The organism is Paenarthrobacter sp. CCNWLY172 (assembly GCF_037402035.1).
Lineage (GTDB): Bacteria > Actinomycetota > Actinomycetes > Actinomycetales > Micrococcaceae > Arthrobacter.
This window is the reverse complement of record NZ_JBBEGB010000009.1, coordinates 116,234-134,650: the sequence shown is the minus strand read 5'-3', so window position 1 is coordinate 134,650 and position 18,417 is coordinate 116,234. Positions and strand designations below refer to the sequence as shown.

9 protein-coding genes are annotated in these 18,417 nt (G+C 62.7%); 7 read left to right on the top strand and 2 right to left on the bottom strand.

Annotation, left to right across the window (positions count from 1 at the left end; all coding sequences use genetic code 11):
- The first annotated feature begins 55 nt into the window (after positions 1–55).
- The 3 genes from WBN73_RS15410 to WBN73_RS15400 are packed head-to-tail and all read left to right on the top strand — an operon-like array spanning position 56 to position 2,841.
- Positions 56–1,522: a GntP family transporter gene (locus WBN73_RS15410; protein WP_280625941.1), complete on the top strand. Its 1,467-nt coding sequence runs from the start codon at positions 56–58 to the stop codon at positions 1,520–1,522.
- Positions 1,522–2,397 (top strand): class II fructose-bisphosphate aldolase, encoded by an 876-nt coding sequence (locus WBN73_RS15405; RefSeq protein WP_207595870.1) that lies wholly within the window; start codon positions 1,522–1,524, stop codon positions 2,395–2,397. The genes WBN73_RS15410 and WBN73_RS15405 overlap by 1 nt, the downstream gene beginning before the upstream one ends.
- A gap of 51 nt (positions 2,398–2,448) precedes the next feature.
- Positions 2,449–2,841 carry a DUF1304 domain-containing protein gene (locus tag WBN73_RS15400; protein ID WP_207595871.1) on the top strand — a complete coding sequence of 131 codons (393 nt, stop codon included), beginning with the start codon at positions 2,449–2,451 and terminating at the stop codon, positions 2,839–2,841.
- A gap of 15 nt (positions 2,842–2,856) precedes the next feature.
- Here WBN73_RS15400 and WBN73_RS15395 read toward each other — a convergent pair whose 3' ends face one another.
- Positions 2,857–3,276 (bottom strand): VOC family protein, encoded by a 420-nt coding sequence (locus tag WBN73_RS15395; protein ID WP_207595872.1) that lies wholly within the window; start codon positions 3,274–3,276, stop codon positions 2,857–2,859.
- A gap of 158 nt (positions 3,277–3,434) precedes the next feature.
- On the opposite strand from WBN73_RS15395, the gene WBN73_RS15390 reads away from it, so the two are divergent.
- Both WBN73_RS15390 and WBN73_RS15385 read left to right on the top strand, forming a co-directional pair.
- Complete coding sequence (locus tag WBN73_RS15390) at positions 3,435–4,799, top strand: acyltransferase family protein (protein ID WP_337340709.1); 1,365 nt, start codon at positions 3,435–3,437, stop codon at positions 4,797–4,799.
- The gene (locus WBN73_RS15385; RefSeq protein ID WP_337340710.1) at positions 4,796–5,152 is read left to right on the top strand and encodes a GNAT family N-acetyltransferase; all 357 of its coding nucleotides are present in this window, start codon (positions 4,796–4,798) and stop codon (positions 5,150–5,152) included. Before WBN73_RS15390 ends, WBN73_RS15385 begins: the two co-directional genes overlap by 4 nt.
- A 3-nt stretch (positions 5,153–5,155) precedes the next feature.
- On the opposite strand, the gene WBN73_RS15380 is transcribed toward WBN73_RS15385, so the two are convergent.
- Positions 5,156–5,773 carry a hypothetical protein gene (locus tag WBN73_RS15380; RefSeq protein ID WP_337340711.1) on the bottom strand — a complete coding sequence of 206 codons (618 nt, stop codon included), beginning with the start codon at positions 5,771–5,773 and terminating at the stop codon, positions 5,156–5,158.
- Positions 5,774–5,881: 108 nt separating this feature from the next.
- Between WBN73_RS15380 and WBN73_RS15375 the strand changes: the two genes are divergently transcribed.
- Together WBN73_RS15375 and WBN73_RS15370 are read left to right on the top strand one after the other, a co-directional pair.
- Positions 5,882–7,534 carry a sigma-70 family RNA polymerase sigma factor gene (locus tag WBN73_RS15375; protein ID WP_337340712.1) on the top strand — a complete coding sequence of 551 codons (1,653 nt, stop codon included), beginning with the start codon at positions 5,882–5,884 and terminating at the stop codon, positions 7,532–7,534.
- Positions 7,535–7,832: 298 nt separating this feature from the next.
- Positions 7,833–18,341 (top strand): DUF7507 domain-containing protein, encoded by a 10,509-nt coding sequence (locus tag WBN73_RS15370; protein WP_443193285.1) that lies wholly within the window; start codon positions 7,833–7,835, stop codon positions 18,339–18,341.
- Positions 18,342–18,417 lie beyond the last annotated feature (76 nt).

Here is an 18,417-nt window from a genome sequence, read left to right as displayed (position 1 = left end):
GCCGCCACCTCCCGCCGGTCTTGCCTAGACTGGTATGTCAAAGGAGACACCCCCCATGAATCCCCTCGTTAACTCGTTGATGGTTCAGGCGGCCGACGCCCCCGCCATCAAACCCGCAGTGGAACTGGGAACACCCCTTCTGCTGACCATCGCCGCAGCCGGAATCGCTTTGCTGCTGGTGCTGATCATCCGCTTCAAGATCCAGGCTTTCGTTGCGCTGCTGGCAGTCAGCATCGTGGTGGGTGTTGCCGCCCAGATTCCGCTCAAGGACATCTTCACCGTGGTGACCACGGGCGTTGGCAGCACCATGGGCAAGGTCGCCTTGTTGATTGCCCTCGGCGCCATCCTCGGCCGCATGATCGAGGTTTCCGGGGGCGTGCAGTCCCTGGCTACCCACTTCACTGAGAAGCTTGGCGCGAAACGCGTCGCTATCGCACTGACCGCCGTGGGTTTCCTTGTGGCGATCCCCGTGTTCTTCGAGGTGGGCGTGATCGTCCTGGTCCCGATCGTCTATGCCTTCGCCAAAATCGCGAACGTCCACCCCATCAAGTTCGGCCTGCCCATGGCCGGCATCATGCTGTCCATCCACGTCGCCGTACCGCCGCACCCGGGCATCGTCGCCGGCGCCGGTGTCTTCGGCGCCGACATTGGGCTGATTACCCTCATCTCCCTGATCATCTGTGTTCCGCTCGGTTTCCTGTCCTACTGGGTTGCGAGCATCATGAACCGCAAGGAGTACGAGCTGCTCCCCGGCGTCAAGCAGCAGGTGGACGAGTTCGGTTCTGAATCCCTGGTCCACGTCGGCCACGACGGTCCGGGTGCCCGCGCCATCGCTCCTCCGCGTCCCGGCCTGATCATGTTCCTGATCGCCGCTCCGATCGTCCAGATCCTCCTTGGCACGGTCGGCACGCTGACCATCCCCAAGGACAACTACTGGTACGGCGTGGCCGCGTTCATTGGCAACCCGTTCTTCGCCCTGCTCGTCGCCGTTGCGCTGTCCTTCTTCCTGCTCGCTGTCCGCCGTCATTGGTCCCTCAAGGAAACCGGCGAGATATTCGAAGGCGCACTCCCTCCCATTGCTTCCATCCTCATGGTGGTCGCAGCCGGCGGCGTGTTCGGTGAAGTGCTCCGCACGTCCGGCATCGGCGCAGCCCTGTCGCATACCCTGGACAGCCTTGGCCTGCCGGTCATCGTGCTCGGCTTCATCATCTCGCTCGCCCTCCGCGCCGCGCAGGGTTCTGCAACCGTCGCCATCGTGACCACCACCGGCCTGCTGACCTCCGCCGTGATGGAAGGCGGCTACACCCCTGCGCAGATCGCCGTGATCGTGATCGCCATCGGATTTGGCTCGCTCGGCCTCTCACACGTCACCGACGCAGGCTTCTGGACCGTGGTCCGTTACTACGGCCTCACCGTGTCCGACGGCCTCAAGACCTGGACCGTCCTCACCACGATCCTTGGCCTGGCCGGCTTCGCGCTGACGTACGTCGCCTGGATCCTGGTAGGGGGCTTGGCCCACTGATGCGCACCACACTCGATGACCTGGTCACCTCTGCGCTGGCCGATGGCTCCGCAGTTCCGGCATTCACCTGCTACGACTTCACTACAGCCCTTGCCGTGGTTGCGGCCGCTGAGGATGCCCGTCTTGGCGTGATCCTGCTGGTCGCTCCGAAGACTGCGTCCACTGCCAACGGCCTGAGGCTCATCACGGCCCTGCGTGGCCTGGCTGACTCCGCGAGTGTTCCCGTCTCTGTCCAGCTTGACCACGCGTCGGATCTGCAGGTCATTCGTGATTCCGTGGCTGCCGGTGCTGACGCGGTGCTCGCCGATGGTTCGTCCTTGCCCTACGAGGACAACATCGCCCTGGTCTGCGAAGTCCGAGCCGCGCTGGACGCGCTAGGTGCTGCCGACGTCGTGATCGAAGCAGAACTCGGCGGCCTTGCCGGCGACGAGGACAGGGCGTTCGGTACTGACGATTCAGCGCACGACGCCGCAACGTCAGTTGCGGGGCTCACTGACCCGGCGCAGGTGGCTGACTTCGTTGAACGAACAGGGGCGCAGCTCCTGGCCGTTGCAGTGGGCAACGTGCACGGCAAGTACAAGGGCGAGCCCACCATCCGCTGGGACGTGCTGCAGGACGTCGCAGCACGGACCGACGTTCCGCTGGTGCTCCACGGTGCTTCCGGCATCCCCGCCGATGAGCTCGCGAAAGCCCCTTCGTTGCGGGTTGGCAAGGTGAACTTCAACACTGAACTGCGCACCGGAATCCTGTCCACGCTGGAATCTGAAACCGCAGCGCACAGGGCCGATGGCGAGAATCTGCAAGGCCTGCTGTCCAAGTGGAACGTCTCTGCGGCGACCTTCGCCGGTGCCACACTGGAGTTGCTCAGCGCCTGACGGGCAGCGCGGCACCCGATACCGGCATGACAGGGAGGCTAGGATCAAACCATGATCCTGGCCTCCCTGATTTTTGCGTCGATAGCTGCCCTGCTCCACGTCTACATCTTCACCATGGAGTCCATTACCTGGACCAAGCCCAAGACCTGGAAAACGTTCAGCATCACCTCCCAGGCTGACGCGGAAACCACCAAACCGCTCGCCTACAACCAGGGCTTCTACAATCTCTTCCTGGCCATCGGAGCCTTGATCGGAATCGTCGCAGTGGCCATGGGCGCCCCGCAGGTGGGCTGGACCCTCGTCTTCAGCAGTTGCGGTTCCATGCTTCTGGCAGCTTTGGTCCTCGCCGCAAGCGGCAAGAAGTACCTCCGCGCAGCGACCCTCCAAGGAACCACGCCGCTGCTCGCCGTCGTGCTTGGTGTCCTGGCGCTGACTCTTGGCTAGGACCCAAGCTCCCGGCTAGGACTCCGGCGGTCCGTCCTGGGCTGCGGCTTCGTCCATCCACACCACTTCCCAGTGGTGCCCATCCAAGTCACGGAACGCCCGGCTGTACATGAATCCCATGTCCATGGGGTCGTAGGTTTCGGAACCTCCGGCGTCAAGGGCCTTGGTGGCCAAGGCGTCCACCTCTTCACGGCTGTCGGCCGAAATAGCGACTATTGCCGCCGTCGAGTTTTGGGTGTCCGCGATGGGCTGCTTGGTGAACTCGGCAAACTTGGCGTGGGTCAGGAGCATGGCGAAAATGGTGTCGCTGAAGACCACACAAGCGGCGGTTTCATCGGTGAAGTTTGGATTGATGGAGTAGCCAAGGGCCGTATAGAAGGCCTTGGACGCCTCGAGGTCGCTGACGGGGAGGTTCACGAATATGGACGTAGTCATGGCTTCGATCCTGCCGGTGTTTCGCCGTCCCGTCCAGACCCAAAAACCAGTGGTGGATGACCCGCCGATACCCAGCCATATCCAGCCTGCTGGCTCCGCCCCTTCGACGGGCGGACAATGGAGTCAACACGCAGGTGCGTGGGTTCCAAGGGAGAGCCATGGAGCGGGAATCGGAAGCGAACCACCGCGCAGGCCGGGACGCGGTGGCGCAGAGGGATCCGGCGATCGACCTTGTCCGGTTCACCTGCCTGCTCCTGGTGGTTGCTGCGCATTGCATGATGGCCAACCCTGTTCTGCAGAAGGACGGGACGGTCACCACGGAGAACGTACTCATGGAGCAAAGCTGGTTCACACCTGTGGCCTGGGCCCTCATGATCGTTCCACTGTTCTTCGTGCTGGGTGGTGTGACGGGCTTGCAGTCGTGGCGGCGCCTGAGAGCCCGCGGCGGTACCGGACTCGACTTCGCCCAACTCCGGCTCCTCCGACTGGTCCGCCCCGCCATGGCATTGCTCGCCGTCATGTGGGGAGGGCTGTGGGTCGCGCTGCTGCTGGGTGTCCACCCCCAGGTCATCCAGCTCATGGCCACCGGCGCCGCCATGCCGCTGTGGTTCCTGGCCGCCTATCTCACGGCGCAGCTCAGCGTTCCACTCCTGGCCAGGTTCCACGAACGCGCACCACTGCTGACCCTCGCCATGTTGGTGGCGCTGATCATCACGGTTGACTCCCTTCGAGGAGCGCTGCCCGTGCTCGCGTTCACCAACCTGATCTTTGTGTGGTGTGCGGTCCAGCAGTTGGGTTTCCTCATAGCGGATGGATTCTTGGAACAGCGCAGCCGTACCTGGTTGGTGGGTGTCATTGTCTCCAGCAACCTGTTGTTGGGGCTGGTCACAGGAGTGGCTGTTTATCCGGGCAACATGGTGGTCAATATCAACCCGCCCAACCTGTGCTTGCTGCTGTTGGGCATCTCACAGGCCGCAACGCTTCAGCTCCTCCGCAACGGAATTGAATGGCTCGCGGGAGTCCGCTGGATCCAGGCAGTCATTGCCGTAGCCGGCCGCAGGTCCATGACGGTTTATCTGTGGCATCTTCCGCTGCTGGTGGGCATGTCAGGGTTGTTGTTGCTCACCGATGTGCCCAAGCCCGCAGGTGGCACGCCCGAATGGTGGTGGGCCCGGATCCCTGTTTTCCTTGCCGTGGTCGCCTTGCTGGTGCCGGTGGTGTGGCTTTGTGGCTGGTTGGAGGACCGTCCGACGGCGGCAAGCCACGCGCGGGGTCCCTCGCGTACCGCTGTGGTGACGGCCGCCGTCGTCGTTTTGATTCCGCTTGCGGACGCCGCGTTAAACGGCCTGACGCTTGCCTTGTTGGGTGGGGGAGCGGCGTGCTTTGCCCTTTCAGTCCTGTTGCTGGGGAGGGTTCCGACGCCGGTGCTGCCGCTATCGCCCGTCGTTGGGATCCATGAGCGGCGCGGCTATCAGGTCCCCACGTTGCGGGAGCCGGGTTTAAGTGCCAATCTCGAACCATGACCGAGTACACGGATTCACTGGCAGAGTCGTTCCGCCCTGGCGTCACTACGGTGCGCAACGACAAATTCCACCGCTATGAGCTGCACGTAGACGGCGATTTGGCCGTGATTTCCCAGTTCCTTGATCGGCCCGGTCACATTGATTTCATCCATACGGAAACCAAGCCCGGGTTCAACGGCCAGGGCCTGGCTAAAGTCCTGGCGCACTTTGCTCTGGACGATGTTGTGGCGTCCGGCAAGCGCATCATCCCGCATTGCCCGTATATCGCCGCGTACCTGAAAAAGCACGAAGGCTATGAGCAGGATGTTGACTGGCCCGCCGAGAAGCCCGTGGGCGAACCGGGCAACGAATAAGGCCTAAGCGGGCACTGGCTGCTCTGAGTTCTTCCTTCTCTTCAGTGGCAGGCCTGCCCTGTCCGCAGGGAAGGGCCAGTCTTTCCGTGCGCCGCTGAGGGAGACGATTGCGTCATTTTCATCGAAAACGACTTGGCCGCGGCAGCTGGCATGGACCTGCATGGCGCTGACCAGGCTGCCCCCGTGGATATGATCGGCGTCGGTCACTAAATAGGTAAAACTCCGCATCACGGACTCCCCAGGGGCCAGCAGCCGGATCCGGAGGTCGCGCTCAACCGGTTCCGAGGTATAGCGCAGCACTTCCATGCCCTCGTTGGTGAAGGACCGGGGTACCAGCGTCACGTCCCGCAAATGGCTTGCGGAGCGGTTGATGATCCATGCCGTAAAGATGACGGTATCTCCTGGAATGGCCACCGGCCGGTCCGCTCCGTAGACCAAGGTGGCGCGGCCCGCATTCTTCTTGCGGGTGAGTGGACCTGATCTGTGCGGCGGCAATCCACGGACAATGGCGCTCGGTTGCTGCGTTCCGTCCTTATGGACAGCACGCATCAGTTTTAGGAAGGGGCGGGGGCGGCGGACGTCCATGGTTCCTCGATTCGCGCCAGGGTTCAGGAGGGTCATGTTTATTAGTGCGGCCAAGGTTGGGATCGTGACGCGAAAGTTGGAGTTCTCTACAGGCCCGCGACGCCCGGTTCAAGTCACACGGTTTCTGGTGTCACACTATTATTTATGGATCAAGTAGTTGCGGTCGGCGCCGATGGGGCGTCACCACTTTCGGTGACGGCCTCTGCCAGCGATCCGCAGATCATTGCTTTGGTGCGTGAAGGCGCCACGGAGGCCTTCGACGTTCTCTATCAGCGGCACATGAAAGTGGCACAGTTCGTTGCCCGGTCCCAAACGGACAACCCGAGCGACGCGGATGACGTGGTGGCCGAGTCTTTCGCCACGATTTTTCAGCTGCTGACGGAGGGCAAGGGACCCAAGGAGTTTTTCCGGTCCTACCTCCTCACCGTGGTGAGGCGTACCGCACACGATCGAAACCGCAAAGCCCGCCGGATGCCCACGGCGGAGAATGACGCCATCCTCGATGCTCCGGTCCTGGACAACGATCAAGTAGTCAGCGAACTTGAGTCGAGCATGATGGCCAAGGCTTTCAAGTCCCTGCCGGAGCGCTGGCAGGCTGTTCTGTGGCACCTTGATATCGAGGGTCTGAAGCCTGCAGCAGCCGCTCCCTTCGTGGGCCTGACCCCCAATGGTGTCTCGGCGTTGGCGCTCAGGGCCAGGGAAGGTCTACGCCAGGCTTATCTTCAGCAGCACATCAGCCGGACAGTGGATCAGGCCTGTGACGAATATGCCAGCCAGCTGGGTAAGTACGCCCGCAATGCGTTGAAGCGCACTTCCGCCGAGAAGGTAGGCGCACATCTGGAAGGCTGCGCGAAATGTACGGCCTTGCTGATTGAACTCAATGACATCCAGGGCGGCATGCGCTCCATCCTCTTCCCCCTGCTGACAGGGATCACCTTCACTCCGGCGGCAGCAGGGGCGATCGGCTTCGGTGGCACGTCTACGGGTGCAGCCAACGGTGTCGCCGGGAGTACCGCTGCACCCGGAAATGTCGCTGCCCAGGGTATCCGTGGCCTCAGCAACGTGTGGAAGTTGACGGCCGCCGTGATAGTGGGCGTCATGGCATTGGCAGGGACCCTCATATGGTTCCTTCAGCCCAGCCCGGCGTCGCAGTCCACTGCGTCCGAGGCCGTCTCCAACCTCCCGCCAGCCCAGGAGACTTCGTTGGCCACGGCGACCCCACTCCCGGCCGCGTCCTTGCCCGAAGTGGTGGAACCTCCGGCCGTCGAGGCTCCACGGGCAAATCCCTCTCCCGACAGTCCGGTGGCACTGCTGCCGGAACCACCCGCCGTCGTGATTCCACCAGCCCCGGCCCCGCAGCGGAAGGCTGTTGTAGTGGACTCCGGTACGGTGACGTCGACGCCGGCACCCGGCGGTGTGCCTCCTGCGGCACCCGCTACCCAAACGGTTGACGCCAAGTTCGCGGCTACGCAAGGGGCGAACCCGACGGAACGGACCCTCAAAGTGGACTTCTCGCTTCAGGGACAAGGCAGCCCGACTGCCGGCCAAGTGGACTTCACCCTGCCGGATGGGGCAACGTTCCTGGCTGGAAGAACTGTCGCTCCCGCGGGGTGGACCTGCGTCGGTGTCTCTGGGGGAGAACGCCAGATCCGGTGCAGCACCGACTCCGTGGATGGTACCGACCTCGCATTCACCGTGGGAGTTGCCCTGCCAGCTGCCGCCGTGTCTGGAACGTTGGATTACCGGTTTGCCGCGCAGGGTGTCATCACCAAGAACTTCACCAATACGTTCAGCTAGGCACTCGGACCCAGCCCCATGGCCTGCAGCCAGGGCTAGCCCGGGCGGCTCTGTCTTTCGGCGCGCCGGCTGCCTTCTTTGCCCTGTCTTTCCGGGGCCTTTAAAGATTTCTGGATTCTCTACCTTTTTTCGCGTCACGAAGAGATGCCTCCATCCACTGGAGTACTGGCGAGTAGCCTAGCTCGACGCCGATTCGCTTCTGTGGGTCGGCCTCGTGCGTGACAACGAAAAGCGAGAGAGAACCGTGAAACACACACGTCCACAAAAGCTGTTGGCGGCCGTCGTCGCCACAGCGATCATGTCGCTGGGGGTGGGTGGCGCCTTAGCGCCACCGGCCTTGGCGACAGTCCCGGGGTCCCCGGGTGTTGCCCAACCAGGAACGCCGGTCTACACCGAGGACTTCTCCAACCAAAATGCCACCAGCGGTGCCATCAGCATCCTCAACTACACCGGCGGCGCCGAGGCTGCCAATGAAACATACTTTGCAGACACCCCTTACACTCCGGCCGGCGGACAGTGCGATGGCTGGATACTGAATTCCTCCACGCCGTTGCCAACCTCTGACGCCGGGTGTACCAACAACCAGCCTGATGGTTGGAACCAAATCCGGCAAATGGCTGCCGCCCTTGGATTGGCCCAAGGCCAGACAGCTGCGGAATCCTCCACCAACCAGGTGCTGTCCGAATACACGAACAGCCCCACCGGGCGCATCACACCCGGAGTCCAGTTCCGGACTGAAGACAACACTATTCCTGCGACCGAGGGCCACTACTACGCAGTATCGGCCTACTTCGCACAGGTGAACTGCCACTCGACCCACGCAAAGGAGACCTTCAGCCTGCTGATCAACGGCACGCGCCAGGTCCTCAGCACCGGGCTTGATCCTTGTGGATCAAACACCACCAACGGCGCCGCCATAGAGATCCAGAAGCTCCAGTCTGCTGCCTACCAGGTGCCGATGGGCACCTCCCCTTCACTCGGTCTTGAGCTGAGGAACGAAGCCACCAGCGGTGCCGGTAACGATGTCGCTTTTGACCTTCCGCAGATCGTGGACGTTACCCCCCAGGTGGATAAGTCCTTCACCCCGTCCCTCATCGGCCCCGGCGGAACGTCCAAAGTTACCTTGACGGTGACCAACACAGACGATTTGATGGCCAAGAATGACTGGTTCATCACGGATACCCTCCCTGCCGGCGTAGTTGTTGCCGGTACCCCCAATATTGGTGGCACCTGTGTACAAGCCGCCGGAACCAATCCCCTGGTGCGCACGGCCGTTGCCGGCAGCAACTCCATCGCGGTGACCGGCGGGGACCTCGCCCTGGGCATGACCTCCTGCACCATCGAAGTGGACGTCACGGCAGCAGCCGAGGGCACCTATGTCAACGGTCCGGCCAACATTGCCACCAACCTGAACCCGCCGGCTGACGCAACCTTGGTAGTCAAGGCCCCTCGCCTCGAACTGAGCAAGGCACTGGATGCCACTCGCCTGATGGATTCGGATCAGTTCACCACGGAGATCCGCACCGGCTCGGCTACGGGACCTGTTGTCAGCAACACTGCCAACGCCACCACCACCGGTACGGGTTCCACCGTCACTGCGGGTACAGGTGTCACTGGCGAATACATCGCTGACGCCGGGGCAACGTACTACCTGACGGAGTCGGGTACCAACCTGTCCGGCTACAGCAAGGTAATCACCTGTGTTGATGCCAACGGTCTTCAGGCTGGACTGCCCGTCGGAGCGGTAGTAGATGCTGCTTACTCCTTGGTGCCTGTTGCCGGCGCCGATATCAGCTGTGTTCTCACCAACACGGCCGTTCCGGCACCGGAATTGGAATTCACCAAGTCCGCTGACTCTTCAGACATCCAGGATCCGTCTGTTGTGGGTGACCAGATCACCTACACGTTCACGTCCACCAACACGGGCAACGTACCCCTGACGGGTGTCACCATCAACGACCCCTTGGATGGTTTGTCTGCCCTCACCTACACCTGGCCAGGGACTCCGGGCACCTTGCTCCCCGGTGAAACTGTGACGGCTATGGCCACCTACGCCATCACCCAGGCTGACATTGATGCAGGACACGTGGCCAACCTTGCCACCACCACGGGTAATCCTCCGACAGGTCCTCCTGTCACCCCGCCTCCGGCTGGTACGGATACCCCGCTGACTCCGGCTCCGGCCATGGAGTTCAGCAAGTCCGCTGATGCCTCGGCAATCCAGGATCCGTCGGTTGTGGGTGACCAGATCACTTACACGTTCACTTCCACGAACACGGGCAATGTCTCCCTGACCAACGTGTCCATCAACGATCCGCTGGCTGGCCTGTCAGCCCTGACCTACACCTGGCCCGGTGTTGCAGGAACGCTCCTGCCCGGCCAGACGGTCACCGCTACGGCAACGTACGCCATTACGCAGGCCGACATCAACGCCGGCCACGTCGCCAACACGGCGACTACCACTGGCACTCCGCCCACCGGTCCTGCGGTAACGCCGCCTCCGGCTGGTACGGATACCCCGCTGACTCCGGCTCCGGCCATGGAGTTCAGCAAATCCGCGGATGCTTCGGGCATTCAGGATCCGTCGGTTGTTGGTGACCAGATCACCTACACGTTCACTTCCACGAACACCGGCAACGTTCCGCTGACCAACGTGTCCATCAACGATCCGCTGGCTGGCCTGTCTGCCCTGACTTACACCTGGCCGGGAACTCCGGGCGAGCTGCTTCCGGGCCAGACGGTGACGGCTACGGCAACGTACGCCATCACGCAGGCTGATATCACGGCCGGTCATGTGGCAAACTCGGCAACCACGACGGGCACCCCGCCTGTTGGTCCTCCGGTGACGCCTCCTCCGGGCACCACCGACACTCCGCTGACGTCAACTCCGGCCATGGAGTTCACCAAGTCCGCTGACGCGTCCGCCATTCAGGATCCGTCCGTTGTGGGTGACCAGATCACCTACACGTTCACATCCAAAAACACCGGCAACGTTCCGCTGACCAACGTGTCCATCAATGATCCCTTGGTTGGTCTCTCGGCTCTGGTTTACACCTGGCCGGGCACTCCTGGTGAACTGCTTCCGGGCCAGACCGTGACGGCTACGGCAACGTACGCCATTACCCAGGCTGATATCGACGCCGGTCACGTCGCCAATGCAGCGACCACCACGGGCACCCCGCCTGTTGGCCCGCCGGTAAACCCTCCTCCGGGAACCACAGATACTCCGCTGACCAGGGCTCCAGCCATGGAGTTCACCAAGTCGGCTGATGCTTCGGACATCCAGGATCCGTCCGTCGTGGGTGACCAGATCACCTACACGTTCACGTCCAAGAACACGGGCAACGTGAAGCTCACCGGCGTGGTCATTGATGACCCGCTGGCGGGTCTGTCGCCGTTGGTTTACACGTGGCCGGGCACTCCTGGTGAACTGCTCCCGGGTCAATCGGTGACGGCTACGGCGACGTATGCCATTACGCAGGCTGATATCGACGCCGGTCACGTTGCGAACGTTGCGACCACTACGGGTACTCCGCCCACCGGTCCTGCGGTGACGCCGCCTCCGGCTGGTACGGACACTCCGTTGACGGCTGGTCCGGCCATGGAGTTGACCAAGACAGCTGATGCTTCCGGTGTTCAGGATCCGTCGGTCGTGGGTGACCAGATCACCTACACGTTCACGTCCACCAACACAGGCAACGTAAAGCTGACTGGTGTGGTCATCAATGATCCGCTCGCGGGTCTTTCGGCTCTGACCTACACCTGGCCGGGTACCCCGGGCGAGTTGCTTCCGGGTCAGTCTGTAACGGCTACGGCAACGTACGCCATTACGCAGGCTGATATCGACGCCGGTCACGTTGCGAACGTTGCGACCACTACGGGTACTCCGCCCACCGGTCCTGCGGTCACGCCGCCTCCGGCTGGTACGGATACCCCGCTGACTCCTGGCCCCGCCTTGGAGTTCAGCAAGTCCGCTGATGCTTCGGCAATTCAGGATCCGTCGGTTGTGGGTGACCAGATCACTTACACGTTCACGTCCAAGAACACTGGCAATGTGAAGCTCACCAACGTGTCCATCAAGGATCCGCTGGCTGGCCTCTCGGCTCTGACCTACACCTGGCCGGGTACCCCGGGCGAGTTGCTGCCAGGTCAGACGGTGACCGCTACGGCGACGTACGCCATCACGCAGGCTGATATCGATGCAGGTCATGTCGCCAACTCGGCAACCACTACCGGCACCCCGCCTGTTGGACCCCCTGTTACGCCTCCGCCGGGAACGACGGATACTCCGTTGACCCCGGCTCCGGCAATGGAGTTCAGCAAGTCGGCGGATGCCTCGGCAATCCAGGATCCTTCACAGGTTGGTGACGTTATGACGTACACCTTTACCTCGAAGAACACGGGCAACGTGAAGCTCACCAACGTGTCCATCACGGATCCGCTGGCTGGTCTTTCGGCCCTGGACTACACCTGGCCCGGTACTCCGGGCGAGTTGCTTCCGGGTCAGACGGTGACGGCTACGGCAACGTACGCCATTACCCAGGCTGATATCGACGCCGGTCATGTCGCCAATGCGGCGACCACCACGGGCACCCCGCCTGTTGGTCCTCCGGTGACGCCTCCTCCGGGAACGACGGATACTCCGCTGACTACGGCTCCGGCCATGGAGTTCACCAAGTCGGCTGATGCTTCAGCAATCCAGGATCCGTCGGTTGTGGGCGATCAGATCACCTACACGTTCACCTCGAAGAACACGGGCAACGTCAAGCTCACTGGTGTGGTCATCAATGACCCGCTGCCGGGTCTCTCGGCGCTGGAATACACCTGGCCTGGTACTCCGGGCGAGTTGCTTCCGGGTCAGACCGTGACGGCTACGGCAACGTATGCCATCACTCAGGCTGACATCAATGCAGGCCACGTCGCGAACACGGCAACCACCGTGGGCACTCCGCCCACCGGTCCCGCTGTGACGCCTCCTCCGGCCGGTACTGATACCCCGTTGACCCCGGCTCCGGCCATGGAGTTCACCAAGACGGCAGACGCTTCCGGTGTCCAGGATCCGTCTGTTGTGGGCGATCGCATCGTCTACACGTTCACGGCGAAGAACAGCGGCAACGTGACCCTGACCAACGTTTCCATTACGGATCCGCTGGCCGGTCTCTCGGCTCTGACGTACACGTGGCCCGGCGCGGCAGGAACCCTCCTGCCCGGCCAGACGGTGACGGCTACGGCAACGTACGCCATCACGCAGGCTGATATCGACGCCGGTCATGTCGCGAACAGCGCCACGACCACTGGTACTCCGCCGGTTGGTCCTCCTGTCACGCCTCCTCCGGGAACGACGGATACTCCGTTGACCCCGGGCCCGGCCATGGAGTTCACCAAGTCCTCGGATGCCTCCGCTATTCAGAACCCGGCAGTTGTAGGTGACGTGATCACCTACACGTTCACGGCGAAGAACAGCGGCAACGTGACCCTGACCAACGTTTCCATTACGGATCCGCTGGCTGGCCTCTCGGCTCTGACGTACACGTGGCCCGGCGCGGCAGGAACCCTCCTGCCCGGCCAGACGGTGACGGCTACGGCAACGTACGCCATCACGCAGGCTGATATCGACGCCGGTCATGTCGCGAACAGCGCCACGACCACTGGTACTCCGCCGGTTGGTCCTCCTGTCACGCCTCCTCCGGGAACGACGGATACTCCGTTGACCCCGGCTCCGGCGATGCAGTTCACCAAGTCGGCCGACGCCTCCGCTATCCAGAACCCGTCCGTTGCAGGTGACCTGATCACCTACACGTTCACGGCGAAGAACAGCGGCAACGTCAAGCTGACCGGTGTGGTCATCAATGATCCCCTGGCTGGCCTGTCTGCCCTTGAGTACGTCTGGCCGGGTACCCCCGGCGAACTGCTTCCGGGCCAGTCCGTGACGGCTACGGCAACGTACGCCATCACCCAGGCTGACATCGACGCCGGTCATGTTGCGAACAGCGCCACGACCACCGGCACTCCGCCCACCGGTCCGCCGGTGACGCCTCCTCCGGGAACGACGGATACTCCGTTGACCCCGGCTCCGGCGATGGAGTTCAGCAAGTCGGCGGATGCTTCGGCAATCCAGGATCCTTCGGTTGTGGGTGACGTCATTACCTACACCTTCACCTCGAAGAACACGGGCAACGTGAAGCTCACTGGTGTGGTCATTAATGACCCGCTGGCTGGCCTCTCCGCGCTCAGCTACACCTGGCCGGGAACCCCCGGCGAGCTGCTTCCGGGTCAGACCGTGACGGCTACGGCAACGTACGCCATCACGCAGGCTGATATCGACGCCGGTCATGTCGCGAACAGCGCCACGACCACTGGTACTCCGCCCACCGGTCCTCCGGTGACGCCTCCTCCGGGAACAACGGATACTCCGTTGACCCCGGCACCGGCGATGGAGTTCAGCAAGTCCGCTGACGCCTCGGCAATCCAGGATCCGTCTGATGTGGGCGACCAGATCACCTACACGTTCACGTCCAAGAACACCGGAAACGTGACGCTGAAGAACGTATCCATCACGGATCCGCTCGCCGGCTTGTCTGCCCTTGAGTACACCTGGCCGGGTACCCCGGGCGAGTTGCTTCCGGGTCAGTCCGTGACGGCTACGGCGACGTATGCGATCACCCAGGCTGATATCGACGCCGGTCATGTTGCGAACAGCGCCACGACCACCGGCACCCCGCCTGTTGGTCCGCCGGTGACGCCTCCTCCGGGAACAACGGATACTCCGTTGACCCCGGCTCCGGCCATGGAGTTCACCAAGACGGCAGACGCTTCGGCTGTCCAGGACCCTTCGAAGGTGGGTGACGTTATGACGTACACCTTTACCTCGAAGAACACGGGCAATGTGAAGCTCACTGGTGTGGTCATCAATGACCCGCTGGCCGGCTTGTCTGCCCTTGAGTACGTCTGGCCGGGTACCCCCGGCGAGCTGCTTCCGGGTCAGACCGTGACGGCTACGGCGACGTACGCCATCACGCAGGCTGATATCGATGCGGGTCATGTCGCCAACTCGGCAACCACTACCGGCACCCCGCCGGTTGGACCCCCGGTTACGCCTCCTCCGGGAACCACGGATACCCCGTTGACCCCGGCTCCGGCCATGGAGTTCACCAAGTCGGCTGATGCCTCGGCGATCCAGGATCCTTCACAGGTTGGTGACGTTATGACGTACACCTTCTCTGCGAAGAACACCGGCAATGTGAAGCTCACTGGTGTGGTCATTAATGACCCGCTGGCTGGCCTCTCCGCGCTCAGCTACACCTGGCCGGGAACCCCCGGCGAGCTGCTTCCGGGTCAGACCGTGACGGCTACGGCGACGTACGCCATCACGCAGGCTGATATCGATGCGGGTCATGTCGCCAACTCGGCAACCACTACCGGCACCCCGCCGGTTGGGCCGCCGGTGACGCCTCCTCCCGGAACGACGGATACCCCGTTGACCCCGGCTCCGGCCATGGAGTTCACCAAGACGGCAGACGCTTCCGGTGTTCAGGACCCATCGGTTGTGGGCGATCGCATCGTCTACACCTTCACGGCCAAGAACACCGGCAACGTCACGCTGACCAACGTGTCCATTACGGATCCGCTGGCTGGTCTCTCGGCACTGGCTTACACCTGGCCGGGTACTCCGGGCGAGTTGCTTCCGGGCCAGACGGTGACGGCTTCGGCATCGTATGGCATTACACAGGCAGATATCGATGCCGGTCATGTCGCGAACAGCGCCACGACTACGGGCACTCCGCCTGTTGGTCCTCCTGTTACGCCTCCTCCGGGAACGACGGATACTCCGTTGACCCCGGCTCCGGCGATGGAGTTCACCAAGAGTTCGGATGCCTCCGCCATTCAGAAACCTGCAGTTGTTGGTGACCAGATCACTTACACCTTCAAGGCGAAGAACTCCGGCAACGTCACGCTGAAGAACGTCACTATTGACGATCCTTTGGCTGGTCTCTCGGCACTGGAATACACCTGGCCGGGTACTCCCGGCGAGTTGCTTCCGGGCCAGACGGTGACCGCTACGGCAACGTATGCGATTACCCAAGCTGACATCAATGCAGGCCATGTAGTGAACGCGGCGACCACTACGGGCACTCCGCCCGTTGGTCCTCCGGTGACGCCTCCTCCGGGAACGACGGATACTCCGTTGACTCCGGCTCCGGCGATGCAGTTCACAAAGACGGCTGACGCTTCCGCTGTTCAGGACCCGTCCGTTGCAGGTGACAAGATCACCTACACGTTCACGGCGAAGAACACCGGCAACGTCAACCTCACCAACGTGTCCATTACGGATCCGCTGGCTGGCCTGTCCGCCCTCGAGTACACCTGGCCGGGCACCCCCGGTGAGCTGCTTCCGGGTCAGACGGTGACGGCTACGGCAACGTACGCCATCACCCAGGCTGATATCGACGCCGGACATGTCGCCAACAGCGCCACGACCACTGGCACTCCGCCCACCGGTCCGCCGGTAACGCCTCCTCCGGGAACCACGGACACCCCGTTGACCCCGAAGCCGGCAATGGAGTTCAGCAAGTCTGCGGATGACTCGGCCGTACAGGATCCTTCCAAGGTTGGCGACGTCATTACGTATGCCTTCTCTGCGAAGAACACGGGCAACGTCACGCTGAACAACGTCACGATCACCGACCCTCTGGCTGGTCTTTCGGCTCTGACGTACACGTGGCCGGGCACTCCGGGTGAGCTGCTTCCGGGTCAGGCGGTGACGGCTACGGCGACGTACGCCATCACGCAGGCTGATATCGATGCGGGCCATGTTGCTAACAGCGCCACGACCACTGGTACTCCGCCCACCGGTCCTCCGGTGACGCCTCCTCCGGGAACGACGGATACTCCGTTGACCCCGGCTCCGGCGATGGAGTTCAGTAAGTCCGCTGACGCCTCGGCTGTCCAGGATCCTTCCAAGGCCGGTGACGTCATCACGTACACCTTCGCTGCGAAGAACACGGGCAACGTCACGCTGAAGAACGTTTCCATCAGCGATCCACTGGCAGGCTTGTCTGCCCTTGAGTACACCTGGCCGGGCACCCCCGGCGAGTTGCTGCCCGGTCAGACGGTGACGGCTACGGCAACGTATGCCATCACCCAGGCAGATATCGACGCCGGTCATGTCGCGAACAGCGCCACGACCACCGGCACCCCGCCTGTTGGTCCTCCTGTCACGCCTCCTCCGGGAACCACGGATACTCCGTTGGTCCCGAAGCCGGCGATGGAGTTCACTAAGTCGGCTGATGCCTCGGCAGTTCAGGATCCGTCCGTTGCAGGTGACCTGATCACCTACACGTTCACGGCGAAGAACACCGGCAACGTGACGCTGAAGAACGTGTCCATCAGCGATCCACTGGCAGGCCTGTCTGCCCTGGCATACACCTGGCCGGGCACCCCCGGCGAGCTGCTGCCCGGTCAGACCGTGACGGCTACGGCAACGTACGCCATCACCGTGGCTGATATCGACGCCGGTCACGTCGCCAACTCGGCGACCACTACCGGTACCCCGCCTGTTGGTCCTCCTGTCACGCCTCCTCCGGGAACGACGGATACTCCGTTGACCCCGGCTCCGGCCATGGAGTTCACCAAGTCCGCGGACGTCTCGGCTGTTCAGGACCCCACAGTTGCAGGGGACAAGATCACCTACAACTTCACGGCCAAGAACACCGGCAACGTGACCCTGACCAACGTGTCCATCACGGATCCGCTGGCTGGCCTCTCGGCACTGACATACACCTGGCCCGGAGCTGCAGGAACACTGCTGCCCGGTGAGACAGTGACGGCGACGGCAACGTATGCGATCACCCAGGCTGATATCGACGCCGGTCACGTGGCAAACTCGGCAACCACGACGGGTACCCCGCCTGTTGGTCCGCCGGTAACGCCTCCTCCGGGTGAAACGGACACTCCGTTGACTCCGGCTCCGGCCATGGAATTCAGCAAGACCGCCGTGGCTCCGGCAACGGATGGTCCATCGAAGGTGGGCGACGTGATCACCTACAACTTCACGGCCAAGAACACCGGCAACGTGAAGCTCACCGACGTGTCCATTACGGATCCGCTGGCTGGCCTGTCTGCCCTCGAGTACACCTGGCCGGGCACCCCCGGTGAGTTGCTGCCCGGCCAGACGGTGACGGCTACGGCAACGTACGCCATCACGCAGGCTGACATCAACGCCGGTCACGTCGCCAACTCGGCGACCACCACCGGCACTCCGCCCACCGGTACTCCGGTGACGCCTCCTCCGGGTGAAACGGACACACCGTTGACCCCAGCGGCAGGTTTGGAGTTCACCAAGACGGCCGATGCCTCGGCCGTGGGAGACCCCACCCAGGTGGGTGACGTGATCACGTACACGTTCACCGCGAAGAACACCGGGAACGTGCCGTTGACGGACGTCTCCATCAACGATCCGATGCCGGGCCTCTCGGCTCTGGCTTACACCTGGCCCGGCGTTGCAGGAACCCTGCTGCCCGGTGAGACCGTGACCGCGACAGCAACGTATGCGATCACCCAGGCGGATATCAATGCCGGTGAGGTCGCAAATACTGCGACTGCAACGGGCACACCTCCGACGGGACCGCCGGTCACCACACCACCTGCAAGTGCTGTTGTGACCTTCCCGCCGGTAGTTCCGAGCCAGCCTTCAGGTCCGTTGGCCAACACGGGAGCTGTGCTCACTGTGTTGCCCATCAGCCTGCTGGTAGTTGGCGCGGGGCTGTTCCTGTTCCTCGTTGGACGCCGCAAGCGTTCCGAGGCATAGGACAAAAAGTGCGCGGCAATCGGGGCCCCAACCCCGGTTGCCGCGCATTTTCAACAAACGTACAACCCAGAAAGAA